The following is a 23437-nucleotide window of genomic DNA, read 5'->3' as shown; positions in this document are numbered from 1 at the left end:
CCCCTGTCACGTACGTCACTGCTGCCCATGAGGCGGTGCGGGCAGTAACCTCAGCGCCCATGGAGCATAGGCACCTCGGCCGCACCGGGTTGCGCGTGTCCCGCCTCGGGCTCGGCACGCTCACCTGGGGACGGAACACCGGCGAACGCGACGCCGCCGACCAGCTGAAGGCGTTCTGGGACGTCGGCGGCACGCTGATCGACACGGCCGACGTCTACGCCGACGGGGGCGCCGAGTATCTGCTCGGGCGGCTGATCGAGGATCTTGTGCCGCGCTCCGATCTGGTGATCGCGACGAAGGCGGGCAGTGTGCCCGACCCGTACCGGCGGTTCGACACCTCGCGCGGGCATCTGCTCTCCGCTCTGGACGCGTCCTTGCAGCGGCTCGGCACGGATTACGTCGACCTGTGGCAGGTGCACGCCTTCGATCCGGGTACGCCGATGGACGAGACGCTTCAGGCGCTGGACATCGCGGTCGCCTCGGGCCGGGCGCGGTACGTGGGGGTCTCCAACTTCTGCGGCTGGCAGCTGGCGAAGGCGGCGGCCTGGCAGCTGGCCGGGCCGGGGCGTACGCCGCTGGCCAGTACGCAGATGGAGTACTCGCTGCTCCAGCGCGGCGTCGAGCGGGAGGTGCTGCCCGCGGCCGTCGACCTCGGGGTCGGGCTGCTGCCGTCCTCACCGCTGGGGCGCGGGGTGCTGACCGGCAAGTACCGCAACGGGACGCCGGCGGACTCGCGCGGCGGCTCGGAGGACATGGCGGCGTTCGTCGCGCCCTATCTCGACGAGACGGCCCGCCACATCGTGGACGCGCTGGCCATAGCGGCCGACGGCCTGGCCGTCTCCCCGCTGCAGGTCGCCCTGGCGTGGGTGCGGGACCGGCCCGGCGTCACCTCGCCTATCATCGGCGCGCGCAACGCGCAGCAGTTGACGGCGGCGTTGTCAGTGGAGGCGCTTACGCTTCCCGAAGAGATCTGCCTGGCGCTGGACGATGTCTCGGCGCCGCTGCACCGCTATCCGGACCACGACTGGAGCACGCTCTGAGCCGTGGCCGGCCGCTCCACGGAGGCTCCGCTGTGACCGACATGTCCTCGCCGGACGGCGCATCGACCGCGCGTACGGGGGTCCCTGCGGGGGCTTCTGTGTCCGGGGACGCGCCCGAGGCCGCGTCTGCGCCCGGGTCCGTGTCCGCGTCCGCGCGGAAGCAGGTGGACCTGGCCGGTCTGGCGGCGGCGATGCGCTCGATCGAGCGCGGGGAGAACCCTGTGGCGCCCGCGCCGCGGGGCGACCCGGCGGAGGCGCGGCGCAAGCGCCGCGAGGCGATGGCGGCGGAGGCCGCGACCCTCCAGGCCGCGGAAGCGGCCGAGGCCGCCGGCCTCCCCGCCCCGGGAACGAACCCGAACTCCGCCGACGGCGAGCCCGGCTCGGGTACCGACACCACGCCCGTCGGCGGCGACGGAACCGACTCCGCGCCGAACCCCACCGACGACCCTGCCCAGTCGGCCGACGCTGGCCGCACGGCGGGCGCGGGGGCGGGAGACACCGTCGCGGCCGACGCGGGCCCGGACGCGACACCCGGGGCAGCCCCCGACGGCGACCCCGCGCAGGCAGCGGGCATCGGCCCCGCAACGGATGCACGTACGGGGGACATCCAGTCGGCCGACCTCAACGGGCGTACGGCGCAGCCGGCGGACGCCGGTGATGCCGAATCGCGCGCTGGCGACGGACCCACAAGCGGCGGATCCGGAACGGATCCGGACGGCGGACCCGAAGTTGAGGCGGGCGGGGCCGACCCCCGGGCAGACCTCTACGGCGACCCCGCTCGGGCGGCGAGTGCCGGAAACGGGACAGGCACGCGTACTGGGGACAGCCATGCGGCTGGGGCCGGCGAGCAGACGGCGCAGTCGGCGAGCGCCGGCCATGAGGCCGAATCGAGCGCGGACAGCACGCCCCCCCGCCTCAGCGGAACCGGTTCGGGGACGGAAGCTGACAGCGGACGTGGGGCCGGCCCCAAGACAGACCCCGACGTCCACCCCGCGCAGGCGGCGGGTGCCGACGGCGCGGCGGGCGCGCGTACAGGAGACGGACGGGTAGCCGGACTCAATGGGCGGGCAGGGCAGTCGGCGAGCGCCGACCGCGGTGCCGGGTTGGACGCGGGCGACCCGCATGCGAGTGGCGGCCGGGCCGGGGCCGACCCCCGGGCAGACCTCGACGGCGACCCCGCGCGGGCGGCGAGTGCCGAAAACGGGACAGGCACGCGTACTGGGGACAGCCATGCGGCTGGGGCCGGCGAGCAGACGGCGCAGTCGGCGAGCGCCGGCCATGAGGCCGAATCGAGCGCGGACAGCACGCCCTCCCGCCTCAGCGGAACCGGTTCGGGGACGGAGGCTGACAGCGGACGTGGGGCCGGCCCCGGGACAGACCCCGACGTCAACGCCGCGCGGGCGGCTGGGGCCGGTGGCCTTGCGCAGGCGGCTGGGGGCGGGGGCGGCGGGCGGAGGGGCGGCCCCGGGGATGTGCGGGCCGTTGAGGAGGCGCGGGGGGTGCTCGCGGGGGGCGGGGCGCCCGGCGAGCTCGCGGAAGCGGCCGTGCGGCTCCTCGGCGAGCGCGCGGCCGACGCGCTGCGCGCCGACCCGTGGCTGGTCCTCGGCCTGGACGGCGTACGGCCCGAGCAGGCCGACGCCTTCGCGCGGGCCGTACTCGGCGCGCAGTGCGGCCCCGGCGACGAGCGGCGCGGACGCGCACTGGTCGCCCACCTGATGGAGAGGGCCGCCGAGCAGGGCCACACCGCGCTGACCACCGACGCGCTCAAGGCCGCCCTGACCCGGCACTCCGTGCCCGACCCGGACGCCGCCGTCGCCGCCGCCGTCGAGGACGGCCGGGTGCTCGTCTTCCGCGCGGAGGGCGACCTGCCGGACGTACCCGAGGACTCACCGGAGGAAGCCGCCGTACCGCTGCTGCTGGGCCTGGACCGTTACGCGCTCGCCGAGGAGAGCCTGGCCGACGGCTGCGTACGGCTGCTGCGCACCCTCGAAGACCCCTCCGACTGGGCGGGGGCCGCCGCACCCTCGCCCTCCGCCGCGGAGCTGATCCGGGCCGCCGCGGGCAGCGGCCTGGTGCTGCACACCGGCGGCGAGGCGGCCCGCGCAGAACCGGCCGCGCTGGTGACCGCGGCGCGGGCCGCGGGCCTGCGGGCGTACGCGGCGGCGTACACCGAGAACGGGCGCCGGCGCCTGGCCGCGGCCGTCGGCGAGGACGCCGCGCTGACCGTCGAGGGCCTGCTGTCCGCCGACGGAGGCCCCGGCCGGGCCGGGGACGGCAGCCTCGCGCTCGACCTGCTGGCCGTGCTGGACGCGCCGCAGCTGTCCGTGGAGGAGGCCGCGACCCTCGTGGAGGCCGTGCCGGACGGCGCCCGGCTGGTGCTGAGCGGTGACCCGTACACGATGTGGTCCGCGGGCGCGGGCCGCGCCTTCGCCGACCTGCTGGCCAGCGGGGCCTTCCCCCGGGTCACCTCCCGCACCCCCGACCCGGGCCCGATCGGCGAACTCGTCTCGTGCGTCGGCGAGGGCGAGCTGACGCCGGTCGACGCCCCGGGCAAGGAGGTCGTGGTCGTCCCGGTGCGCGACCCGCGCGAGGCCGTGCACCGTACGGTCCAGCTCGTCGCCGACTCGGTACCGCGGGCGTTCGGCGTGCCGCCGGGGCAGGCCCAGGTGATCACCCCGGCGCACGGCGGCCCGGTCGGCACCCGCGCGCTCAACGCGGCGCTCAAGGAACGGCTCAACCCGGGCCCCGGCCGGTTCGGCGGCTTCGACCCGGGCGACCGGGTGGTCCATGTCCCGGCCCCCGGCCGTACGTTCCCGGGGGTGGTGGTCGGCGCGGAGGCCGGCGGGCTGCGGCTGGAGTGCGAGCGGGGACCCGTACTGGTCCCGCGCGAGGACGTGGCGGCGACCGTACGGCACGGCTGGGCGGTCACCGGCCACCAGGCGGCGGGCATCCGCTGGCCCGCGGTGGTCGTGGTCGTCCCCGGCGACGCGGGCCCGCTGCTGACCCGCTCCTGGGTCTACACGGCCTTCTCCCGGGGTGAACGGCATCTGTCGGTGGTGCAGGGCGCTGACCAGGGTCTGGCGGCCGCGGTGGCGGATCCGGCGGCCAAGGGGCGTACGACGAGGCTGAGTTCGGTGCTGCGGGAGCTGGCCGCGGAGTCCTGAGCGTGGTGCGGGGGGACGTCCTCCCCCCGCACCACGGACACGGCCGGACCGCCGGGCCGTACGGCCCCGCCCTCGGGGCTCAGTCCGGGTCGAGCACACCCAGCTCGTCGTCGAAGACCGCGCTCACGTCGAAGCGGCAGATCACCTGTTCCGGATCGGCCTGGTCGAAGGGCGCGTCGAGCCACTCCCCCGCGTCCGCGGGCTCGGCCGCGCAGACCCACATCGTGGAGTCGCCCTCCTCCAGCCCGAACTCCTTGTGCCGCTGGGCGATCTCATCGGGTTCGTACTCCCCGAAGACCACGCCGACGGCCGCGGTGACCGTCGAGCTCACCGGGGCATCGGCCTCGGCGGCCCTTCTGGCCTGGGCGATGAGCCGGTCGGGGTCGACGACGGTGTAGTCGCGGCGGATCAGCACGCTGATCGCCTCCGGGTCCTCGGACCCGGTGTACTCCGGCATCGTGTCGCCGCCGGGCACCTCGAACGGGGTCACCTCGTCGTAGGTGTCGTACAGCAACTCGTCATAGGTCTCGGCGGCCAGCGCCAGCGAGTTGAAGGCCGCGAGGACGGCGGGGTCGGCGTCGTCGGTACGGTTCTCGATCGCGTCGAGGTGACGGTCGAGCGCGGCCTTGACCGCCTCGACTGCGGCACGGACCTCGGCCACGGTGGGCTGCACGTCATCAGACATGGAGCAGACGCTATCCGCACCGGGGCGTTGCCCGCACAATAGATGCGATGCCGGAATACGAATTCAGAGAGATGTACGTGCCGCGCGGGGTCTCCCGCAAGGACGCGACGCGGCTGTTGACGGACGAAGCCGAGTACGGGCACTGGGAGTTGGACCGGGTCCGGCTGTTCCCGGACGGGAGCCGGCGGGTGCGGCTGCGGCGCCGGATCATCCGCCAGGTGCGGGCCACTTGGTGAGACCACCGTGACCGGACGGCCTTCCGGCCGCCCGGTCACGATCATCCGATTACCGCTACCGCTACCGCACGACTACGGTCGTCGGCCGCTACCCGGCGTGCCGCCGGGGTGACGCGGCCGACCCGTAGGTGCTGTGTGCCGCGTCAGCGCTGTGCGGCGCGGCCGCGACGGTAGAGCACCGTGCCACCGAGCAGTAGACCGCCGGCGGAGGCGGCGGCGAGGCCGAGGCCGTCCGCGCCCGTGTGGGCGAGGGTGGGGGTGCCGGGGCCGGTGTGCGAGACCGGGGTTCCGGGCGTGGCCGGGGTGCCGGGGTTGGCGGGCGTACCAGGCGTACCGGGAGTTCCCGGGGTGCCGGGCGTACCCGGGGTTCCCGGAGTCCCGGGGGTGCCGGGCGTACCCGGAGTCCCGGGGGTACCGGGCGTACCCGGAGTCCCGGGGGTACCGGGCTGGCCCGGGTGACCGGGGTGCCCTGGGTGTCCCGGGTGGCCGGGCCAGCCGGGGTGCCCGGGGTGGCCCGGATGTCCGGGGTGACCCGGCGTACCGGGGTTGCCCGGGGTGACCGGCGTGACCGGTGTGCCCCCGTGCTCCTCGTTCCCGCACGAGTTGCCGAACGCCGGGTTGAGCAGCGCCACGACGTCGACGCTGTTGCCGCACGCGTTGACCGGCACGTCCACCGGGGCCTGCACGTTGTTGCCGGACCCGACGCCCGGCGACGAGGACGTAACCCCGGCGGCGGTGGAGCCGCCCCCGAACGTACCGCCGCCGCCCGAGGACGTGTTGGCGCACTCGTTGCCGAAGGCGGGGTTGAGCAGACCGATCACATTGATCGTGTTGCCGCACAGGTTCACCGGAATGTGTACCGGGACCTGGACGACATTGCCGGACAGCACACCCGGCGAACCGGCGGCCACACCCGCGGCGCCGGCGTCGGCGTAGGCCAGACCTCCCGTCGCGGCGAGCACACCTCCCGTGGCCACCACGGTGAGCAGGCCCTTCTTCGCGACCTGTCGCATAGCTTTCCTACCTTCGATTTCGACCGGAGTGGCCCGTCACACCTGTGCATGCAAGTCCCCCGGAGATGGCGAGCGGCCCCGGAGCGCGGCGAAGCGCCCGGGGCCCGCCCGGCTTCGGCCGGCGAGCGGCCGGCGCGGGACTACTGGTTGACGCAGACGTTGCCGAAAGCGGGGTTGAGCAGACCGACGACGTCGATCGTGTTGCCGCAGAGGTTGATCGGCACGTGCACCGGGATCTGGACGACATTGCCGGAGAGCACACCGGGGGACTTCACCGCGGCGCCCTGGGCTCCGGCGTCGGCGACGGCCATACCGGCGCCCGCGAGCACCAGACCGCCCGTGGCAGCCGCAGCCGCGACGACCTTCTTCATCATGGGATTTCCTCCTCGTGGGGCACCTGTGTGATCCCGACCGCGGACCACACACGTCGTAACGACCCGGAGGAAATAGAGCTACGAAAGCATTGGATCATTCACCCGTACCGACGAAAAATGCCACCGATACGGGTACATATGGACGAACGGTCAGCTGTTGTCGATGAAGCGATCGAGTACGCGCACCCCGAAGCGCAGCCCCTCGACCGGGACCCGCTCGTCCACGCCGTGGAACATCCCGGCGAAGTCCAGCTCGGGCGGGAGCTGGAGCGGCGCGAAGCCGAAGCAGCGGATGCCCAGGTCGTCGAAGGACTTGGCGTCGGTGCCGCCGGAGAGCATGTACGGGACCGCGCGCGCGATCGGGTCCTCGGCCTTGAGCGCGGACTGCATCGCGTCGACCAGCGAGCCGTCGAAGTCGGTCTCGACCGCCTTGTCGCTGTGCAGCGACTCGCGCTTGACCCGCGGGCCGAGGATGCGGTCGAGGTCGGCCAGGAACTCCTCCTCGTACCCGGGCAGGAAGCGGCCGTCGACGTGCGCGGTGGCCTGGCCGGGGATGACGTTCACCTTGTAGCCGGCGCCGAGCATGGTCGGGGCGGCGGTGTTGCGCAGCGTGGTGCCGATCATCTTGGCGATGCCGCCGAGCCGGGCGAGGGTGGACTCCATGTCCTCCGGGTCCAGCTCGGTGCCGAAGGCGTCGGACAGCTCGTCCAGGAAGCCGCGGACCGACTTGGTGACCCGGACCGGGAACTCGTGCCTGCCGAGCCGCCCGACGGCCTCGCACAGCTCGGTGATCGCGTTGTCCTTGTTGGTCATGGACCCGTGCCCGGCGGTGCCGTCCACGGTGAGCCGCATCCAGTGCATGCCCTTCTCGGCGGTCTCGATCAGATAGAGCCGCAGATTCTCGTTGACGGTGAAGGAGAAGCCGCCGACCTCGCCGATCGCCTCGGTGACGCCCTCGAAGAGGTCGGGGTGCTTGTCGACGAGGTGCCGGGCGCCGTACGTGCCGCCGGCCTCCTCGTCGGCGAGGAAGGCCAGCACGATGTCCCGGGGCGGCTTGCGGCCGCTGCGCAGCCGGTCGCGGACGACCGCGAGGGTCATCGCGTCCATGTCCTTCATGTCGACCGCGCCGCGGCCCCAGACGCAGCCGTCGGTGACCTCGCCGGAGAAGGGGTGGTGGGTCCAGTCGTCGGGGTTGGCGGGCACGACGTCGGTGTGCCCGTGGATCAGCAGCGCGGGACGGGACCGGTCCTCGCCCTCGATCCGCGCGACGGTGGAGGCACGGCCCTTGTGCGACTCGAAGATCCGCGGTTCGAGGCCGACCTCGGCCAGCTTCTCCGCGACGTACTCCGCGGCGGCCCGCTCACCCGGGCCCGAGTGGTCGCCGTAGTTGCTGGTGTCGATCCGGATGAGTTCGCTGCACAGGTCGACGACTTCGTCCTGACCTGTGACCCTCGCGGTGTCCGTCCTGTCCGGCGCCGACTCGCTCACGCTGTCTCCTCGTTTGTTCCCTGCTGGTTCCGTGCCGTGCCCGCGCACCGAGGTGGCGGCGGCCGATACCCTGCCCATCCTCCCCCGGGACCCCCGCGACCCCCAAGACCCGCCACCCCCTATCCCGCGCGGGCCCGGTCCCGGGGGCCGGCCGGGGAGCCGGTCGCAGGGGAGCCGACCGCCGGAAACCGGTCGCGGCGGCCTGTCGCGGAGCCCGCCCGCTGGACCCGGTCCCGGGGCTCGCTCCCGGGGCCGGGCGGACCGTCCCCGGCCACTTCGGCGGCGTGATCGAGCCCTCAGGATCTTTGCTATGGTTTACCTCGTCGCCACGGCCCAGAGGCCGCGGTGACACACCCGGTCCGGGTGGCGGAATGGCAGACGCGCTAGCTTGAGGTGCTAGTGCCCTTTATCGGGCGTGGGGGTTCAAGTCCCCCCTCGGACACAGTGAGAAACCCCGGCGATGCCGGGGTTTTCTGCTTTTCCGGCCGCTTCCGCTCCCCCGCCGGGGCCGACCCGGGTGGGCCGGGCGACCCGGGTGGGCCGGGCGAGCCGGGTGGGCCCCTCCGGCGGCAGGATCAGGCGGCCAGGCCCGCGCGTTTGGCCATCGCGGTCAGCTCGGGCCTGGAGCGCTGGTGGAGGACGAAGAGGACCCGGAGCACTTCCCGGCTCATCGGATGGATCTCCGACATCTGCGGAGCGACGTCGAAGGCCCGCTTGAGCGCTTCCTCCGCGCCCGTCAGGTCCTTCGTCGCCAGCCGGGCCCGTGCCACGTCGATGTACAGCCGACCGACGCGGTTCGGCTTGAGGTCGGCGGGGGGCGTGTCCACCAGCGGGGCCGACATCTCCGCGGCCTTGTCCGGCTGGCCCAGTTCGACGTAGGCGGCGAGTTCGTAGAGCGCCGTGTTCGCGGCCCCGAAGGTCAGATGGTGGGCCAGTACGTCGCCCCGGAGCCGGGCGGCCAGCGCGCGCGCCTTGCGCAGGTGGTCGTCGGTGGCGTTGCGGTCCTTGTTCCGTGAGGCCAGCACGACGCCGCGCAGATGCAGGGAGCCGAGGTGGACGATCCGGGTCAGGCCCTCGGACTTGGCGGCCTCGTAGCGCGCGATGGCCCGCTCCACGATGGCGAGGCCGTCCTCGTACTGGCCGGCCGACTGGTACGTACCGGCCTCGTTCCAGGCCGCGGCCGCCTCCGCCTGCGGGTTCCAGGTCTGCTCGGCGGCCCAGAACTGCCGGGAGACGATCATGTCCGCCAAGTCGGGCTGGCCCAGCCGGTGGACGACCGCGTAGGCGGCGCTGTAGACGTCGGCGACATGGCCCCAGGCCGTCGCGTCCCCGTCCGAGGCAAGGGCGTTGGCGGTCGCCCGGCCCAGGAGCGCGGGCAGCATTCTGAGGAGTTCCAGATAGCGCGCGTCGGAGCGCAGCGTGGCGGCCTGCTTCAACTCCTCGGCGAGGGCCGCGGGCGAGGGCTGGTCCTCGCGCGGGAGGGTGTGCCGCCGTACGGCGCCGCGCAGGTCGTTCAGCAGATCCGACTGCTCGGAGGGGCCCAGGAAGGGCTGGCCGTAGATACGGGCGGTGGTGACGTGCATCGCCCGCGCGATCGCGGCCACGACCGGTGGAGTGGCGGGCCGTTCCCCCACCTCGATCTTGCTGAGGTAGGACAGGGAGATGCCCGCTTCACGAGCGAGCTTGGCCTGGCCCATCTGGCGCGCCTTGCGCAGTACGGCGATGTTCTCACCGGCCGCAGGTGTGCTCTCCATGCCCTCACTCTTCCATGACCACACCTGTCGCTGCATCAACTGATCGTCCGTACGAAGGGGTTGTGCAAATCTTGTGTCAACTGATCTTGGTTAGGGGGAGTTGTCTGGGTACGAGCAGTGAACCATGCCGAGGGAGGGCCAGTGCCCGAACCACACCAAAGCAGGCTGAACCTCGCCTGTGAACCCTCCGCCACCCGGTACGCCCGTGAACACGCGAAGGACATACTGCTGCGCTGGGGTGTGCCGCGTACCGTAACGGACGACGCGCTGCTCATCGTTGACGAGCTGGTCACCAACGCCGTACGGCACGCCGGGTCCGCCGCCGAGCCGTTCGACCCGCGGCGCGGTCAGCCGAAGGTCCGCGGGTGCGCGCTGTCGCTGTGGATCGTCAACGGCGAACTGCTGATCTCGGTCTACGACCAGAACAACCAGCGGCCTGTGCTGCGGGAGTTCTCGCTCGACGCCGAGAACGGTCGCGGTCTCCAACTGGTCGCCGGACTCAGCGGCGGCGCCTGGGGATACACCTTTCTGCCCGCCGAGCCCGGCAAGCTGATCTGGGCGAAGCTGACGATCCCGGGCGGCACGCCCCCGTACGGGACATCGGTCGACGCGGGCCAACCCGCGCCCGATCCGGGGGCGTTCGGACACGACGTCCCGCAGCCGCGCCGCGCTCGCGGGACGTCCGCCGAGGCCCGCCACGTCGGCGGGGTCGGCCTCCGCCTCCCGGTCCCGCACTGAACCCCGGGCCGGGCGGACCGTCACCACCGAGCTGGACGACGACGGCATTCCCGACCAGCGGACGGCCGACGCGGCGGACTCCGTCTCCTACGCCACGGCCGGCTGGTCGGCGGCCTCGGCCGCGGTGAGCGGCGCCGCAGGTGCGGCGGCGACCACGCCGGTCGTACTGCGCCGCCGTCGGCCGCAGTCCTGAGCCCGGCCTCGGGTCCAGGTCTGCCGGGGCGGACGCCCGTACGTCCGACCCTTTCGGCGCGGGGCCCGCTCGGGCGCGCCGCCCCCGCCCAGGAGGGGTCAGGTGGGATCAGGCCGGCGGCGTCTCGTCGCGCTCGATCGCGAGGATGGCCAGCAGGTCGGCCACGGTGGAACCGGAGTCCGCGGGGTGGCGAAGGGCCGTCCCGGAGGGAATCTCGTAGCGGTTGGACCGGCCGACGCGGGTGTGGGTGAGATACCCGTCCGTCTCCAGATCGGTGATGATCTTCTGAACGGCACGCTCGGTGAGCAGGCACCGTACGGCGATGTCGCGGACCCGGATGCCGGGGTCCTGGGCGATCGCGGCGAGCACGCGGGCGTGGTTGGTCAGGAACGTCCAGCCGGAACGGGGTGGTGGCTCGGATTGATCCATGGCCTCATCGTACGGTCAGCTGTTCAGGAATGACCAAGGGTGAATCAGAATTCATGTATCCCTTGACGTGTACGGCGGTAGCGACCAGTCTGGAACGGTCAGCGCGCTCCGAACACGAGGGACCTCGACATGACCGGACCGGACGGCCACACCCGCGGCGGCATCTGCGACGGCCCCGGCGCGTCGTGTCGCCCGGAGCCGTCGGCCCGGCCCGGGAGCGTGGTCTACGACCCCAGCGGCGCGCTCTTCGTCCGGCTGATCCGGGCGGGCGACCGTACCCGGGCCGTCGTGGTCGGCGAGGTCGACCTCGCGAGCGCGCCGACGCTGGAGGGCGCGCTCCACGACGCGCTCCGACGGTGTCCCGGCGCGCTGTACCTCGATCTGGAGCGGGTCGCCTTCTTCGACTGCGCGGGACTGAACGTCCTGCTGCGGACCCGCGCGCTCGCCCGGCGGACGGGGGCGGCGCTCACGGTCTCGGCGGCGGGCCCCGCGGTGGAACGCGTCCTCTCCCTGACGGGCACGCGCCCCCTCTTCGCCCCGCCGGACACCTCGCCCGCCGAGGACGCCCCCGTCCCCGGCCGCTTCACCCCGCCCTTCTCCACCTTCGAACACCACCTCCACACGGTCCCCCACCACCCCCCAGCCGCCTGACCCCCTCCCCCCACTCCGCCCAGCCCTCCCACGCGGCGACGAGGCGGGGCTTCACGTCGTGGTCGGGGGAACGACGGCGACGGAGGTGCGGGAGTCGGGGCCGAGCCGAGAACGACGTGGGCGGTCGTGGCCGGGACTGGTTCTTACGCGGCCGGGTCGTCCAGGTTGACCGGGGTGAAGTCGGTCAGGGTCATGAGGAGTTGCGTGGCGCGGACCCAGGGCAGGTACGGGTCGCCAAGGCGGAACTTCGAGGCGTCGACCGCGACGGGTGCGGGACGGCCGGGTACGTACAGGGCACCGGTCACGCCGTAGCGGGTGAACGCCCGTACCCGCAGGGTGGTGAACGCAGGCCGCAGATGCGGGCACGCCGTGGTGGAACGGATGGCGCACGGCCGGCACACCGGCGGGTGAGCGGTGCGCTCGTCCCCGGGCCGTAGCTCACTGGGGTCGGCGTCAATGAGCCACAGCACGCCGTCGGTGGTGCGGTCGGCGGGTCCGCCGCAGATCTGGCACCGCAACTCGGCCATGCACAACCGCTGCCGCAGCGTGTGCACCTTCCCGAACTCCGGGGTCCCCTTCCCCGGCTGCGACGGCGTCCGCGTCCACAACACCCCCTCTCCATCCCGGTCGAACGACCGCTCATCGGCGTACCCGACCCCCCGCCCGCCCTTCCGCACCACCATCGGCATGCGCGCATCCCGCTCCCCACTCCACCGCACAACAAACGGCACCGCGTCCCGCCGTTGCGCGGAGGATCGGGAGCTGCTGCGGGCTACTGTGCGTTCACTTGCCCGATTTCGGGCATGCTGCTTCGCGCTCATGGCATTTCTTTCTCAGGGAAGTACATCCGAAATGGGGCAAGGGGGGGTGCCGTGCTACGCATCCCCCGCCCGCAGAAGAGTCGACCGGCTGACCGCCGCGCTGGCCCAGTCGACGGGCACTGGCTCGATCAACCAGGAGACCCGACTCTCTCCTCGTCCGGTGGACCGTCGAGCCGTATCGGATTTGTCAGATCGATGCCGGTCACCTCGACCCGTATCGGCGCCCCCGTCCGCCGGACGGCCACCCCTCACGGGGCCCGGCCCTGCCGGACCGCATTGATGATCAACCGGCCGGACAGCAGTGCCAGGTCACCTAGCGCGTCCTCGGAGTGCGGTACACCCCAGACACTGACCACGACGACGTTCCGGCGCTGAGCTGCGGAGTCCGCGCCTCCGGCATCGGCTCGGAATCCGCAGGCACGCGAAAGGGCAGGCGTCATCGCAGCCGGCCTCTCGTGAGGGGTAGACGGCGGCAGGTTCTCGCTTGCCGGAATCACCGTTTCAGATCGGCCGAGAACTGTCCGCTGTGGGTGTCGGAGAAGAGGAGGGTGGACTCGGCGAGGATGTCTCGGCCGGCCTCGCTCTTGTAGATCACGTCGACGCTTCCGAAACGGGCTTCGTGGTAGTCGAGACCGAGTCGGGCGGCCGCCTGGCGGACCGAGGGCTCGTCAGGCCCCTCGATTTCCAGGAAGGTGGGCAGGTCGGGCCAGGTGTCGAAGTCGAAGGCGACATCGCCCAGTTGCCATTCCTCGCGGAAGTTCTCCTGGTAGCGGATCTCACGCAGCCCCACACCGCGCAGGATCTCGGCCATGGCGTTCAAGTCGCCGACTTCGGTCTCGATCTCGGTGGTGCCGTGGATCGAGTCGGCGTCGGTGACCTGCTTGAGGGTGAGCGTGGCGCGCGTTCCTTCGCTGCGCAGACGGACCCACTGAGAGCCGTCGAGGGCATCGCTCTCGAAAATCTTCCGGGTGAGCAGCGTTCGGGGGAATACTTGGACCGCACCCATGGCCACCAATTTCTCTTGAATGCCGACCACATCGACGGCCAGGAACTTGGCTTCGTACTCGTGCTTCATGACTGCTTCTCTGCCTTTCGGTGATCACTTGGCGAGGCGGGTCGCAAGGAGCGGGTCCATGCAGTGGATCCGGTCGCGCGGTCGGCTGATGCGGGCGGTTCAGCCAACCGGCGGCTCGGCGGCCTCATGGCGGCCTCCCCAAGGGGCGATGGTAAGGATGGTGGTGACGACCTGCTCCGGAGAGCGCTCCGTCGTGTCGACGCGGTACATCGGGAAGAGTGCATACTCGTTCGTGATGTGCCCGGACGTGTCCTCCGCGAGTTCGTCCCAGCGCGAGACCGGCTTACGACGAGCGGCGAGCCGGCGTTGACGCTCCTCACGGCCGCAGACGAGGTGGTAGGTGACGGGCTGCGGCAGGTCGGGCGGCAACGTGACACGGAGGCGACTGCCGAAGGCGCGGTGGTTGGCCAGGCAGCGGGCGAAGTAGCTGTCCACGACCACGGGAGTCCCGGCGGACAGATGCCGACGGATGTCGTCGGTGGCGGTGAACAGCGCCGAGAGGTAGAAGGCCATACGCGCCTCCACGTTGTCCCGGACATCGACTTCCCGACGCACCGGCTGGTAGATCGTCGGCACCGTGGGGACGAGTACCGCCCCGCGGGCCACCGCCAGCAGCGGCGCGACTGTCGACTTCCCGGTGCCGCGTAACCCTTCCAAGCTCTCGAACAGCGGCTGTTCAGGCACGGGAGTAGACCACGCCGGGCACGGCGAGGGCGATCTCATCGGTGGCGGAGGGCCGGTGGATGATATGGCCGGTCCGCTTGTCGTACCAGAAGGCGTGAGCGTCTCGTCCCACAGCCTTGCACGACATGGACAGCGCGCCGCGGGGGTCCGCTTCGATCCTCGGGATCGCCTGAGACCGGCCTTCGGGCTCACAGGTGTCCGGGGCGCCTTCCTCCGAGAGATCCTCGTCCACGATGACCTCGATGGTCAGCTTTGCCGTCCGGAGCTGGTCACGCAGGCGGCCGTACGAAGTCCGGTCGGTGACGAACAGCTCGGGGTGGTGGGCCGCGTTGCCGACCGGACGCATGCAGTGGAGCTTCAACTGCCGTGCGCCGTATTCCTGGAGGGTTCGCGCCAGCGGCAGAACGTCTTCGATGTTGCGGGCGTTGACCGTCATCGTCGCGCCGGTGGGGATGCCGAGGTCACGGGCGTGCGCCAGGGCAGACAGAGCGGCCTGGTAGCTGCCGATCTTGCGGATGGCGTCGTTGGTCGCTCCGTTGCCTTCCAGCGAGATCCGCAGCAGGTCCAGATGCGCGGCGATCTCGGTGAGGCGGCGTTCGATGCGGTAGCCGTTGGTGCAGATCTCCACGTGCAGGCCCAGCTCCTGCTTGGCGTAACGGACCACTTCGGCAAGGTCCTTGTGGACGAACGGCTCGCCGCCGAGAAGGTTGACCGCTTCCGTGCCGTACTCCTTGTGCATCAGCCTCATCAGAGCGATGGCCTCTTCGAGGGTGAAGGCGTCGGCGTACTGGAGTCGTTCGCCGTGGAAGCAGTGCCGGCAGGCGAAGTTGCAGCGGTAGAGCAGCTGCAGGTACAGCATCCGGATTGTCCGGATACCGGTGATTTCCGTGATCACGTCGGGTCCTCCTGGGCGTGTTCCCTGGTTCGGGCCCTGACGATGGCTGGACGGTACGGGACCGCGTCACCGCGTTGAGGGACGGTCCGAGGACGTCCCGGGACGTTTTCAGTCCCGCTCCATGTCTCCCAACAGGCGCAGGACGTGCTCGGTCCTCGTCAGGTCCGGCAGGACGACGGACGCGCCGGCCGTGGCGAGGGCGGACGGGCTGTCGACGCCGGTGGCCACGGCGATGACGCGCGCGCCCGACACCTGAGCGGCTTCGACGTCCCTTGGGGTGTCGCCAATCAGGACGACCGGGGTGTCGGCCGGAAGACCTCGCTGGAGCCGGACTCGGCTGCGGGCCACGTCCACCAGGTGCGGACGCTCCTCGGCGTCGGCTCCGTACGCTCCTACGGCCAGGTCCAGCAGGGGGTCCAGGCCGAAGGCCGAGAGCTTCACCCGGGCGTTGGCGGCGATGTTGCCTGTCAGCACCGACGACACCCAACCGGGCTGTGTGGCAACGGCCTTGAGGATTTCCGCTACGCCGGGCAGCACCGAACCCCGGCTGCGGAGTTCCCCCAGCCGATCCTCCCCCGCCCGGGTGAGCGCGGCCTCGACCTCGGGCCATGCGGGCTCCGCGACGTCGTTGCGCCGGAACATGCCGCGCATGATGAGGCGGTCCGTGCGGCCCTCGGTGACAGCGGCCCACATTGCACGCCTTTCGGTCACCGCCTCGAAGGCGGCGGCGTAAATCTCTTTGCTCACACCGGCGTTGTCGATGAGCGTGTGATCGATGTCCCACAGAACAATGAGCGCCATAGAGCCAGCGTAAGCGCCGTGGGGGAACGGCCGATTCCGCTGTGGGCCAGGCGAACCGGCTTGCCGTCCCGTACCGCTCTCGGCTTGTATGTGCTCTGTGAACGAGCGACTCCACTCCGTACTCGCCCAGCGCGGGGTCACACCGGAGTTACTCGCCGAAGCCTGCGAAGTCGACCCGAAAACGGTCGGCCGGTGGCTCGGTGGACGTATTCCGCACCCACGGCACCGCTATCGCGTCGCTCAGCACCTGCGCGTCGAGGAGACCTTCCTCTGGCCCTCGCCTCAGCCCCTCAGCAGAACGGCAGCGGGCGCCAAAGGTACCGAAATGATCGGCACTTACCAGAACCGGGCCAGCGTTCCCCGGGATATGTGGCTGTCCCTGCTCCAACAGGCCGACGAACAGATCGACGTGCTGGTCTTCTCCGGAACTTTCTTCGCCCAGAGCAACCCGCACGTCGCCCGGATGCTCGCCGACCGCGCCGCCGCGGGAGTCCGCGTACGGCTCTGCTTCGGCCTGCCCGACGGCCACGCGGTCGCCAACCGGGGCCGCGAGGAAGGTATCGGCGACACCCTGGCCGCCAAGATCCGAGCCTCGCTCTTCTATTACCGCGCGCTGCCGGCCGTGCCCGGCTGTGAAGTCCGCCTTCATGACACGACGCTCTACAACTCCCTCTTCCGTTACGACGACACGCTGCTGGTCAACCCGCATGTCTACGGTCAGCCCGCCAGCGCCAACCCCGTCCTTCACCTCAAGTGGTCTGGCGACGGGGGTTGGTTCGACGACTACGCTCACAGCTTCGACGCCGTCTGGGCGAGCGCGCGCCCCTGGACACCCGACCAGGAGGGAATCCACACGCATGGGCAGGACTGAGTACTACCACGACCCCGACGCGCCCAAGGCCAATACCCTCATCCCCGCCAGCAACCTCCTGGTCGTGGATCCCGCGGGCGCGATCCTGCTCCAGCGGCGCCGCGACACCGGCCAGTGGGCCCTGCCCGGAGGCGCCCAGGACATCGGCGAGACCGCCGCCCAATGCGCTGTCCGCGAGTGCCTCGAAGAAACCGGCATCACCGCGGAGATCACCGGCTTCCTCGGTATCTACACCAACCCGGATCACATCGTCGCCTACACCGACGGCGAAATCCGACAGCAGTACGAGAACACGTACATCGGCCGACCGGTCGGCGGCGAACCCACCGTCAACGACGAAGCCGACGGCGTCCGCTGGATCACTCCCGCAGACCTCGACAGTTACGACATCCATCCCAGCATGCGCCAACAAATCGGCGACTACCTCGCCGGCACCTACCCCTACCTCGGCTGACCCGCCGCCAAGGCCGCCTCGACACGCCCGACGGCCGCGAAAATCTCCGGCGCTGCCCGAAGGATGAAACGGCCCACAATGCTGCCGGCCTCGTATCGACCGACGATCTCCGCCACCCGCTCCCGCGCGCTCGTGGGCTCGCCGGACGGCGTCGTCGTCATGTCGCAGTACACCAGCGCGTCCACCAGCGACCGGTCCTCCAGCAGCGGGAACTCCGCCTCCAGCACCGGCCTCAGTCCCCGCTCCTCCGCCTCCAACAGCGCGAACGTGTGATTGGCCACCAGCCGCGTCACGCGCTCATCAGCACCGTGTTCGTCACGCAGAAATCGGGCGCCGTCCAACGGGTGGAACCCGGTGAGGGCCAGCCGAGGCGCGTAACCGACGTCGTGCAGAACGGCTGCCGACGTGAGCAGTTCGGTGCGGGGACCCATGATCTGCGTCAGCCCAGCCGCCCGCGTGGCCACGCCTTGCGAGTGGGCCCACCTCCGAGGCAGCGCATCGGCCAACTCGGTCTCGGCGACCCGCCACGCCCATGTCATGAGACCTCCCTGGTGATCACGCGGTGGCATGCCGTATACGTAGCCGCGTTGTGCCAGGCTCGCACACGGAGGTGCCTGGGCGGGTGTCGGCAGGCGAGGGGGCAGGGGGCGGTGGGGGCGGTGGTGATCGCGGCGGGCGTCGGGCTGGTGGTGGTCGGCGTGGGTGGGGCGAGCGTCGCGCTTCATGCACTGTTGCTCGGGCGGCTTCCGGGGCGGTGGCTGGGGCGGGGCGTGCGGCGGCCCAGGCTGTGGGGTGCGGGCGCCGCGCTGATCGTGCTCAGTTGGCCCTTCGGCTCCCCCCTCCCTGCTCGCCGTGGGGGCCGGCCTCGTGGCCCTCGGGTACGTGGTCAAGGCGCCCTGGTAGCGGCACCGGACCGACGCCCTGCACCTGCCGGAGGTCACCGTCGGCACGGGTGTCATTCCGGTCACCGGCAGCGGCCCGGCCCCCTTCGGCGACGGCACGCCGGAACCCGCGTAGGGGGCGGCCGCAAGCCCAAGAGCGTCCGGCGGCACTCAGCCCTCGCCGACCCCCGCGTCGGGCAGCTCGTTCAGCTGCGCCTTGGTCAGGCGCACCCGCACCGCCTCGCCGACCCGCGTCACCTCGCTCATCGGGATGGCGACGGTCTTGCGTCCCCACAAGTGGCCCTCGCTGAGCAGCACATGCGTCACGCTGTGGTCCCGTTCGTCCACGACCAGGCCGTGCACCCGGCCGATCTCGCCGTCGGACGCCTCGACCCGCTCGCCCCTGCGGATCTGCACCTCACCGGCCGGCACCCGCTCGTGGATCGTCGTCGGCCGGTCCTCGTACCCGGGCGCCACGATCACCGGCGCGCCCATGCCGAGCACACCGGCGTTGGGCGCGAAGAACGGCCAGACGAACAACTCGTCGGGCCGGTAGCCGAGTTGGTCGCCGCTGCCGGGCAGGAACTCCGTCTCCTCCGCGGTCTCCAGCGAGACGAACGCCTCCACGTCGCAACTCAGCGCGATCCCGTCGTCCCGCTCCGAGGCGAGTTCGACGGGGACCAACCGCTTGGCCCCCGTGGGAGGTTGGACCACCAGGTGGGTGAGCGTGGACTTCACCGGATCGACCACCACCCGGTCCAGCCGGCCGCAGTCGCCGTCCTCGCAGCGGACTTCGGTGCCAATGGCGTACTGGGCTGTGGCGCTCATGCGCGCTCCCCTGGTCGGCTCGGCCGCCCGGTCGACAGGCGCTGTTACGGCCCGTCTTCCCGGTAAGCGAGCGCCGACGCACCCGCGCGAAGCCTTACCCGTACGACCCCGCCGTCGTCGACGCGCCCGTCCCGGCGCCCTGGCCGAGCCCCGGCGGCACCGACCCCTCACTGGCCAGCTCCAGCGCCACCTTGGTCCACCCGGACTCGCGCCGGTCGAACGTCCGGTACGCGTCGATCGCGCTCCTGACGTCGGACCAGCGGGTGATCAGCGGTGTCGGGTCCAGCTGGCCGGAGGCCACGAGGTCGACCAGGTGGGGAATGTAGCGCCGGTGGTTGCAGTTGCCCGCCTTGAGCGTGAGGTTCTTCATGAACGCCTCGCCGAAGGGGTAGTGCTGCACCTGCGGCGGATAGACGCCGACCGTACCGATCGTGCCGGCCTTGGCCACCGCCCGGACCGCCCAGCGGGCCGCGAGCGAGGGCGCGTCACCGGGGATCCAGGTGTCGCCGTCGGGGTGCCGCTCGGGCGCGGCCTCGTCGCGCTCGTGGCGGAACTGCTCGGCCTGCCCGGCCAGCGCCTTGGCGGCGGGCCCGTGGGCCGGGCTCTGCGCGTCGACGCCCACCGCGTCGATCACCCGGTCGGGGCCGATACCGCGGGTCAGCTCCAGAATCGCGTCGACCGGGTCCTCGGCGTTGAAGTCGACGGCCTCGGCGTGCTGGCGGCGGGCCAGTTCGAGCCGGTCGGCGACGCCGTCGACCACGATGATCCGCCCGGCGCCACGCAGCCGGGCGCAGCCGACGGCCGCCTGCCCGACCGGCCCCGCGCCCATGATCACCACGGTGTCGCCGCTGCCCACCTCGGCGAGTTCGGCGCCGAACCACGCGGTCGGGTAGATGTCGGAGAGCAGGATCGCCTGGGCGTCGTCCACGCTCTCCGGCAGCGGTACGAGGCCGACATGGGCGTACGGGATCCGGGCGTACTCCGCCTGGAGGCCGTCGAGTCCGCCGGCCGACTCGGGGCCGCCGAAGAAGACCGTGCCCGCGCGCGGCCCGCCGGGGTTGGCGTTGTCGCACTGGGCGTAGTAGCCGGCCCGGCAGTAGCTGCACGTGCCGCAGGCGACCGTGGAGGGGACGACGACGCGGTCGCCCCGCCGCAGGTTGCGTACGCCCGCGCCGACCTCCTCCACGACGCCGACCGCCTCGTGGCCGAGGATCCGGCCCTCGCGCATCCCGGGCATGGTCCCGCGCACGAAGTGCAGATCCGTGCCGCAGATCGCCGACGAGGTGATGCGGACGATCGCGTCGGTCGCGTCCTGGATCTTCGGGTCGTGCACGTCCTCCAGTCGGATGTCACCGATGGCGTGCCAGACAACGGCCTTCATGAGCGCTCCTCTGTCCTCGTGCGGGGGGGTGAACGCACTTCGGGTGCCCGGACGCGTCCTGGAGAAACGGCACACCCCCGGACGGCCCACCCCGCTCGCGGAACAGCCCGCGACGCCCTATCCTGGCCCCCGCCCACGCCCGGCCGCCGTCAGCCCACGCCCACGCCCGCCCGCCCCGAGCGCCCGCCCAAGCCGGGCGCCGTCAGCGCCCCCGCACCCCCTCGACCACCACCCGCACACTCCGCACCCGCGCGTCCGCCGCGTCCGGCACCACCATCCCCGCCTCGACACCGGAGCGCAGATAGCCGATCACCTCGGCGTTGAGCCGCTCCCCCGGCAGTACGGCCGGAATGCCCGGCGGATACGGGGTCAGCATCTCGGCGGCGACCCGCCCGGCCGCCTTCTCCCACGGGACCTGCTCGACCGGCCCGAAGAACGCGTCGCGCGGCAGCATGTCCTGCGCCAGCCGCAGCTGCCCCGGGTCGGGCACGGCGACGACCGGCCGGGTGGGAAAGGAGCCGGCCTGCCGGGACAGGTCGCGCAGGGCCGCCAGCAGCCGGCCGGCGCTCTCGTCGTCGTCCGCGTGGGTGAGCTGGGCGCTGATCCGGCGGTGGTCGCTCAGGTGGAGGTTGATCTGATGCTGATCACGCATCCAGTCGGCGGCCTGGTAGCCGCTGATGCCCAGGCCCGCGAGGTCGACGAAGACCTGGAGCGGGTCCAGGTCGAAGGCGCGCCCGGGGCCGCAGAAGTCCGCGCCCCCGTTGACCCGCATGCCGCCGATCTCGCCGATCGCGGCCCTCACCCGCCGGGCCAGCGTCAGCGCGTTCCCGAGCAGTTCCTCGCCGTGCTGGACCATCTGGCGCCGCCAGCCGTCGAGCCCGGCGAGGACGAGCACCGACGGGCTGGTGGTGCCCAGCAGGTCGGCGCGGCTCTTGAGGGTCGCGGGGGTGACCCGGGAGCCCTGGAGGTGGAAGACCGAGCCCTGTTCGAAGCCGGAGCCCATCTTGTGCACCGAGGTCACACAGACGTCCGCGCCCGCGTCCATCGCCCAGGCGGGCAGCGCGGGGTGGAACGGCAGATGCGCGCCCCACGCCTCGTCCACGATCACCGGCAGGTCCCGGTCGTGGCAGAGCCGGACGATCGCGCCCAGATCGGCGGTCGCGCCGTACGGGGTCGGGCTGGTCACCAGGGCGCCCCGGGCGTCGGGGTGCGCGGCGAACGCCGCCTCGAACGCCTCGGGGGCCGGTGGGTGCGCGAGGTGCAGTTCGGGGTCCCACTGCGGGTCCACCCACACCGGGCGGATGCCCGCGAGGATCAGGCCGGAGACCACGGACTTGTGCGCGTCACGGCTGATGACGAGTTCTTCGTGCGGCCCGGCCACCGCCAGCATCGCGGCCTTCACCGACAACGAGCTGCCGCAGGTGGAGAAGAAGGTGTGCTCGGCGTGGACCGCGTCGGCCATCAGCGCCTCGGCCCGCGCCAGCACGTCCCCGGACGAGGTCCGGTCGTCGAGCCCCGCGACGGCCAGCACATCGGCGCGGAACGGCTGCGACCCCAGCGCCCTGACCACGCGCGGATCGGCGCCCCGGCCCTGTTTGTGGCCGGGCGGGGTGAAAGCCAGTTGGCGGGTGGCGTGGTAGGCCGCCAGGGCCTCCAGCACCGGTGCCTGCTCGTGATCCATGACGGGCCTCTGCCCGGGGTTCAGCCGGGAAAACGGTCCGTCCGGGTGACGGCGGCGCCCGAAGTACTCTCGAAGTGCGGCTGCCCGGTCCGCCTACTCGCGGGCGCCGCCCACCGGCCGGACGGAACGGTCGGGCCCGGCGGGGCGGTCCTTTCTCGGATCGCGCCTCCGATCACGGCTCGGGCCCGCCGCTCCTGGAAGGTCAGGCGTCTCGACCTCCGGCGGCAGGTCACGGATGAGGTGCGGGGTACGGCGTTGGTTGGTCATGGGCTTCGCCTACCCGGCTTGTCCCGGTAGTCACCCGTTCGCTGCCATCCGGGCCCTGCGCTCCAAACCACCCAAGTGCGGTCGGCCCGGCAGCCGCCCCGGCCGGCTCCCTCCTCCGGCCGGGGCGACGTACTGGCTGTCCCGCGAACGCCGACCCCGGGGACCTCAGCCCCGGGACGTCAGACCTGCGACTTCAGCGACTCGGTGAAGCCGGTGACCGGGCGTTCCTGGGGCTCGCCGTCGACGCTGATGTCAACGGCCTCGTTGTAGAAGGCGACGAGACCGCAGATGGCCTCGACGGCGGGCAGCGGCTCGGGGTAGCTCCAGGCGATGTTGGGCGGCGTCGCGCTGCCCTCGCCCGCGTCGGTCAGGGACCAGTACTCGGCCGTGCCCTTGTACGGGCAGCCGGTGTGCAGATCCGTCGGCGTGAACAGATCGAACCGTACGTCCTCGCGCGGAAGGTAGTAACGCGTCGGCAGCCGCGTCTCGAAGAGCAGTACGGGCCGCCGGCTCTCGGCGACCAGCACGCCGTCGATCTCCACCCGCACATGACGGCTGCCGGTCAGCGCGTCGATCCGCTTGTACGGGTCACGGGGATGGATGAAGATCTCCTCTTCCTCCTCGTACCAGTGGTCAAGTCCCCGTCCCTGGGCGCGGAACCACTCGAAGGCGATGTACGGCGCCAGCTCCTCCCCGGGGAAGGTCCACGCGGCCCCGGCGGAGGTCTCGCCGTCCAGCACCAGGTCGTAGAAGAGCTGCGAGCCGCTGTGCGCGCCGAGTTCGGGGTCGGCGGCCGGGCGCAGCAGTTCGGTGCGGACGTCCTCGCGCGGGAAGGCGTAGAGCGGTACGGGCCGGCCCGGCTCCCAGACCAGGATCGGGCGGCGGCTGTCGACGACGGTGGTGCCGCCCTTGACGCCGCGCACCCGGCGCTCGCTCGGCTCCCAGGTGAGGACGTTCTCCGGCAGCGGCGCCCGCAGCTCGACACCCACAGCCGCGTCCTCCACCGTCTCGGCGGCGGGGTCAACCGCCCCTG

23 protein-coding genes and 1 tRNA gene are annotated in these 23437 nt (G+C 72.0%); 8 read left to right on the top strand and 16 right to left on the bottom strand.

What is annotated here, in order from left to right:
• Nucleotides 1–59 precede the first annotated feature (59 nt).
• Together OHA30_RS29550 and OHA30_RS29545 are read left to right on the top strand one after the other, a co-directional pair.
• Nucleotides 60–1040 (top strand): aldo/keto reductase, encoded by a 981-nt coding sequence (locus tag OHA30_RS29550; RefSeq protein WP_328916922.1) that lies wholly within the window; start codon nt 60–62, stop codon nt 1038–1040.
• A 1103-nt stretch (nt 1041–2143) separates the two neighbouring features.
• Nucleotides 2144–4204 (top strand): helix-hairpin-helix domain-containing protein, encoded by a 2061-nt coding sequence (locus OHA30_RS29545; protein ID WP_328918047.1) that lies wholly within the window; start codon nt 2144–2146, stop codon nt 4202–4204.
• A gap of 79 nt (nt 4205–4283) precedes the next feature.
• On the opposite strand, the gene OHA30_RS29540 is transcribed toward OHA30_RS29545, so the two are convergent.
• A complete protein-coding gene (locus tag OHA30_RS29540; protein ID WP_328916921.1) occupies nt 4284–4889 on the bottom strand; it encodes a hypothetical protein in 606 nt (201 codons plus the stop codon).
• A 47-nt stretch (nt 4890–4936) separates the two neighbouring features.
• Between OHA30_RS29540 and OHA30_RS29535 the strand changes: the two genes are divergently transcribed.
• Nucleotides 4937–5125 carry a DUF5703 family protein gene (locus tag OHA30_RS29535; RefSeq protein WP_328916920.1) on the top strand — a complete coding sequence of 63 codons (189 nt, stop codon included), beginning with the start codon at nt 4937–4939 and terminating at the stop codon, nt 5123–5125.
• A gap of 143 nt (nt 5126–5268) precedes the next feature.
• On the opposite strand, the gene OHA30_RS29530 is transcribed toward OHA30_RS29535, so the two are convergent.
• From OHA30_RS29530 to OHA30_RS29520, 3 genes are all read right to left on the bottom strand, one after another.
• Nucleotides 5269–6138 carry a chaplin gene (locus OHA30_RS29530; RefSeq protein ID WP_328916919.1) on the bottom strand — a complete coding sequence of 290 codons (870 nt, stop codon included), beginning with the start codon at nt 6136–6138 and terminating at the stop codon, nt 5269–5271.
• A 140-nt stretch (nt 6139–6278) separates the two neighbouring features.
• Nucleotides 6279–6512 (bottom strand): chaplin ChpH, encoded by a 234-nt coding sequence (chpH, locus tag OHA30_RS29525; RefSeq protein WP_328916918.1) that lies wholly within the window; start codon nt 6510–6512, stop codon nt 6279–6281.
• A gap of 150 nt (nt 6513–6662) precedes the next feature.
• On the bottom strand, nt 6663–8000 hold the full coding sequence (locus tag OHA30_RS29520; RefSeq protein ID WP_328916917.1) for a M20/M25/M40 family metallo-hydrolase: 1338 nt from the start codon (nt 7998–8000) through the stop codon (nt 6663–6665).
• 357 nt (nt 8001–8357) lie between these two features.
• On the opposite strand from OHA30_RS29520, the gene OHA30_RS29515 reads away from it, so the two are divergent.
• A tRNA-Leu gene (locus OHA30_RS29515) sits at nt 8358–8442 on the top strand.
• Nucleotides 8443–8575: 133 nt separating this feature from the next.
• Here the strand turns inward: OHA30_RS29515 and OHA30_RS29510 are convergent.
• Nucleotides 8576–9754 (bottom strand): helix-turn-helix domain-containing protein, encoded by a 1179-nt coding sequence (locus OHA30_RS29510; protein WP_328916916.1) that lies wholly within the window; start codon nt 9752–9754, stop codon nt 8576–8578.
• A gap of 141 nt (nt 9755–9895) precedes the next feature.
• On the opposite strand from OHA30_RS29510, the gene OHA30_RS29505 reads away from it, so the two are divergent.
• Nucleotides 9896–10492 carry an ATP-binding protein gene (locus OHA30_RS29505; protein WP_328916915.1) on the top strand — a complete coding sequence of 199 codons (597 nt, stop codon included), beginning with the start codon at nt 9896–9898 and terminating at the stop codon, nt 10490–10492.
• A 301-nt stretch (nt 10493–10793) separates the two neighbouring features.
• Here the strand turns inward: OHA30_RS29505 and OHA30_RS29500 are convergent, their stop codons facing one another.
• Nucleotides 10794–11114, bottom strand: coding sequence for a helix-turn-helix transcriptional regulator (locus OHA30_RS29500; RefSeq protein WP_328916914.1), 321 nt, complete (start codon nt 11112–11114; stop codon nt 10794–10796).
• Nucleotides 11115–11243: 129 nt separating this feature from the next.
• On the opposite strand from OHA30_RS29500, the gene OHA30_RS29495 reads away from it, so the two are divergent.
• Complete coding sequence (locus tag OHA30_RS29495) at nt 11244–11765, top strand: STAS domain-containing protein (RefSeq protein ID WP_328916913.1); 522 nt, start codon at nt 11244–11246, stop codon at nt 11763–11765.
• A gap of 143 nt (nt 11766–11908) precedes the next feature.
• Here the strand turns inward: OHA30_RS29495 and OHA30_RS29490 are convergent, their stop codons facing one another.
• From OHA30_RS29490 to OHA30_RS29470, 5 genes are all read right to left on the bottom strand, one after another.
• The gene (locus tag OHA30_RS29490; protein ID WP_328916912.1) at nt 11909–12376 is read right to left on the bottom strand and encodes a hypothetical protein; all 468 of its coding nucleotides are present in this window, start codon (nt 12374–12376) and stop codon (nt 11909–11911) included.
• Between the two features lie 703 nt (nt 12377–13079).
• Entirely contained in the window at nt 13080–13661 is a 582-nt protein-coding gene (locus tag OHA30_RS29485) for a class IV adenylate cyclase (RefSeq protein WP_328916911.1), read from the bottom strand.
• Between the two features lie 99 nt (nt 13662–13760).
• The gene (locus OHA30_RS29480) at nt 13761–14345 is read right to left on the bottom strand and encodes an AAA family ATPase (RefSeq protein WP_328916910.1); all 585 of its coding nucleotides are present in this window, start codon (nt 14343–14345) and stop codon (nt 13761–13763) included.
• Nucleotides 14338–15204 carry a radical SAM protein gene (locus tag OHA30_RS29475; protein WP_328916909.1) on the bottom strand — a complete coding sequence of 289 codons (867 nt, stop codon included), beginning with the start codon at nt 15202–15204 and terminating at the stop codon, nt 14338–14340. Before OHA30_RS29475 ends, OHA30_RS29480 begins: the two co-directional genes overlap by 8 nt.
• A 144-nt stretch (nt 15205–15348) precedes the next feature.
• Nucleotides 15349–16041 (bottom strand): HAD family hydrolase, encoded by a 693-nt coding sequence (locus OHA30_RS29470; RefSeq protein WP_328916908.1) that lies wholly within the window; start codon nt 16039–16041, stop codon nt 15349–15351.
• Nucleotides 16042–16138: 97 nt separating this feature from the next.
• Here OHA30_RS29470 and OHA30_RS29465 point away from each other — a divergent pair, with 97 nt between their 5' ends.
• The gene (locus OHA30_RS29465; protein ID WP_328916907.1) at nt 16139–16912 is read left to right on the top strand and encodes an XRE family transcriptional regulator; all 774 of its coding nucleotides are present in this window, start codon (nt 16139–16141) and stop codon (nt 16910–16912) included.
• Nucleotides 16899–17366, top strand: coding sequence for an NUDIX hydrolase (locus OHA30_RS29460; protein WP_328916906.1), 468 nt, complete (start codon nt 16899–16901; stop codon nt 17364–17366). The genes OHA30_RS29465 and OHA30_RS29460 overlap by 14 nt, the downstream gene beginning before the upstream one ends.
• On the opposite strand, the gene OHA30_RS29455 is transcribed toward OHA30_RS29460, so the two are convergent.
• The 5 genes from OHA30_RS29455 to OHA30_RS29435 form a co-directional block, all read right to left on the bottom strand.
• Complete coding sequence (locus tag OHA30_RS29455) at nt 17354–17905, bottom strand: HD domain-containing protein (protein ID WP_328916905.1); 552 nt, start codon at nt 17903–17905, stop codon at nt 17354–17356. The two genes, OHA30_RS29460 and OHA30_RS29455, sit on opposite strands and share 13 nt — an antisense overlap.
• A 513-nt stretch (nt 17906–18418) precedes the next feature.
• A complete protein-coding gene (locus OHA30_RS29450) occupies nt 18419–19075 on the bottom strand; it encodes a PRC-barrel domain-containing protein (RefSeq protein ID WP_328916904.1) in 657 nt (218 codons plus the stop codon).
• A 94-nt stretch (nt 19076–19169) separates the two neighbouring features.
• Nucleotides 19170–20456 (bottom strand): zinc-dependent alcohol dehydrogenase, encoded by a 1287-nt coding sequence (locus OHA30_RS29445; protein WP_328916903.1) that lies wholly within the window; start codon nt 20454–20456, stop codon nt 19170–19172.
• A gap of 202 nt (nt 20457–20658) precedes the next feature.
• A complete protein-coding gene (locus OHA30_RS29440) occupies nt 20659–22137 on the bottom strand; it encodes an aminotransferase class I/II-fold pyridoxal phosphate-dependent enzyme (protein ID WP_328916902.1) in 1479 nt (492 codons plus the stop codon).
• A gap of 446 nt (nt 22138–22583) precedes the next feature.
• Nucleotides 22584–23393 (bottom strand): DUF427 domain-containing protein, encoded by an 810-nt coding sequence (locus OHA30_RS29435; protein ID WP_328918046.1) that lies wholly within the window; start codon nt 23391–23393, stop codon nt 22584–22586.
• Nucleotides 23394–23437 lie beyond the last annotated feature (44 nt).

Source organism: Streptomyces sp. NBC_00223 (assembly GCF_036199905.1).
Classification (GTDB): Bacteria; Actinomycetota; Actinomycetes; order Streptomycetales; family Streptomycetaceae; genus Actinacidiphila.
The sequence above is the reverse complement of the archived record's forward strand: the minus strand, read 5'-3'. Positions and strand labels throughout refer to the sequence as shown.

Excerpts from the sequence above, each read along its gene's own strand:
- OHA30_RS29550 (WP_328916922.1), top strand. The coding sequence starts at position 60 with ATGGAGCATAGGCACCTCGGCCGCACCGGGTTGCGCGTGTCCCGCCTC.
- OHA30_RS29540 (WP_328916921.1), bottom strand. The coding sequence starts at position 4,889 with ATGTCTGATGACGTGCAGCCCACCGTGGCCGAGGTCCGTGCCGCAGTC.
- OHA30_RS29535 (WP_328916920.1), top strand. The coding sequence starts at position 4,937 with ATGCCGGAATACGAATTCAGAGAGATGTACGTGCCGCGCGGGGTCTCC.
- OHA30_RS29530 (WP_328916919.1), bottom strand. The coding sequence starts at position 6,138 with ATGCGACAGGTCGCGAAGAAGGGCCTGCTCACCGTGGTGGCCACGGGA.
- chpH (WP_328916918.1), bottom strand. The coding sequence starts at position 6,512 with ATGATGAAGAAGGTCGTCGCGGCTGCGGCTGCCACGGGCGGTCTGGTG.
- OHA30_RS29510 (WP_328916916.1), bottom strand. The coding sequence starts at position 9,754 with ATGGAGAGCACACCTGCGGCCGGTGAGAACATCGCCGTACTGCGCAAG.
- OHA30_RS29500 (WP_328916914.1), bottom strand. The coding sequence starts at position 11,114 with ATGGATCAATCCGAGCCACCACCCCGTTCCGGCTGGACGTTCCTGACC.
- OHA30_RS29495 (WP_328916913.1), top strand. The coding sequence starts at position 11,244 with ATGACCGGACCGGACGGCCACACCCGCGGCGGCATCTGCGACGGCCCC.
- OHA30_RS29485 (WP_328916911.1), bottom strand. The coding sequence starts at position 13,661 with ATGAAGCACGAGTACGAAGCCAAGTTCCTGGCCGTCGATGTGGTCGGC.
- OHA30_RS29475 (WP_328916909.1), bottom strand. The coding sequence starts at position 15,204 with ATGCTGTACCTGCAGCTGCTCTACCGCTGCAACTTCGCCTGCCGGCAC.
- OHA30_RS29470 (WP_328916908.1), bottom strand. The coding sequence starts at position 16,041 with ATGGCGCTCATTGTTCTGTGGGACATCGATCACACGCTCATCGACAAC.
- OHA30_RS29460 (WP_328916906.1), top strand. The coding sequence starts at position 16,899 with ATGGGCAGGACTGAGTACTACCACGACCCCGACGCGCCCAAGGCCAAT.
- OHA30_RS29455 (WP_328916905.1), bottom strand. The coding sequence starts at position 17,905 with ATGACATGGGCGTGGCGGGTCGCCGAGACCGAGTTGGCCGATGCGCTG.
- OHA30_RS29450 (WP_328916904.1), bottom strand. The coding sequence starts at position 19,075 with ATGAGCGCCACAGCCCAGTACGCCATTGGCACCGAAGTCCGCTGCGAG.
- OHA30_RS29445 (WP_328916903.1), bottom strand. The coding sequence starts at position 20,456 with ATGAAGGCCGTTGTCTGGCACGCCATCGGTGACATCCGACTGGAGGAC.
- OHA30_RS29440 (WP_328916902.1), bottom strand. The coding sequence starts at position 22,137 with ATGGATCACGAGCAGGCACCGGTGCTGGAGGCCCTGGCGGCCTACCAC.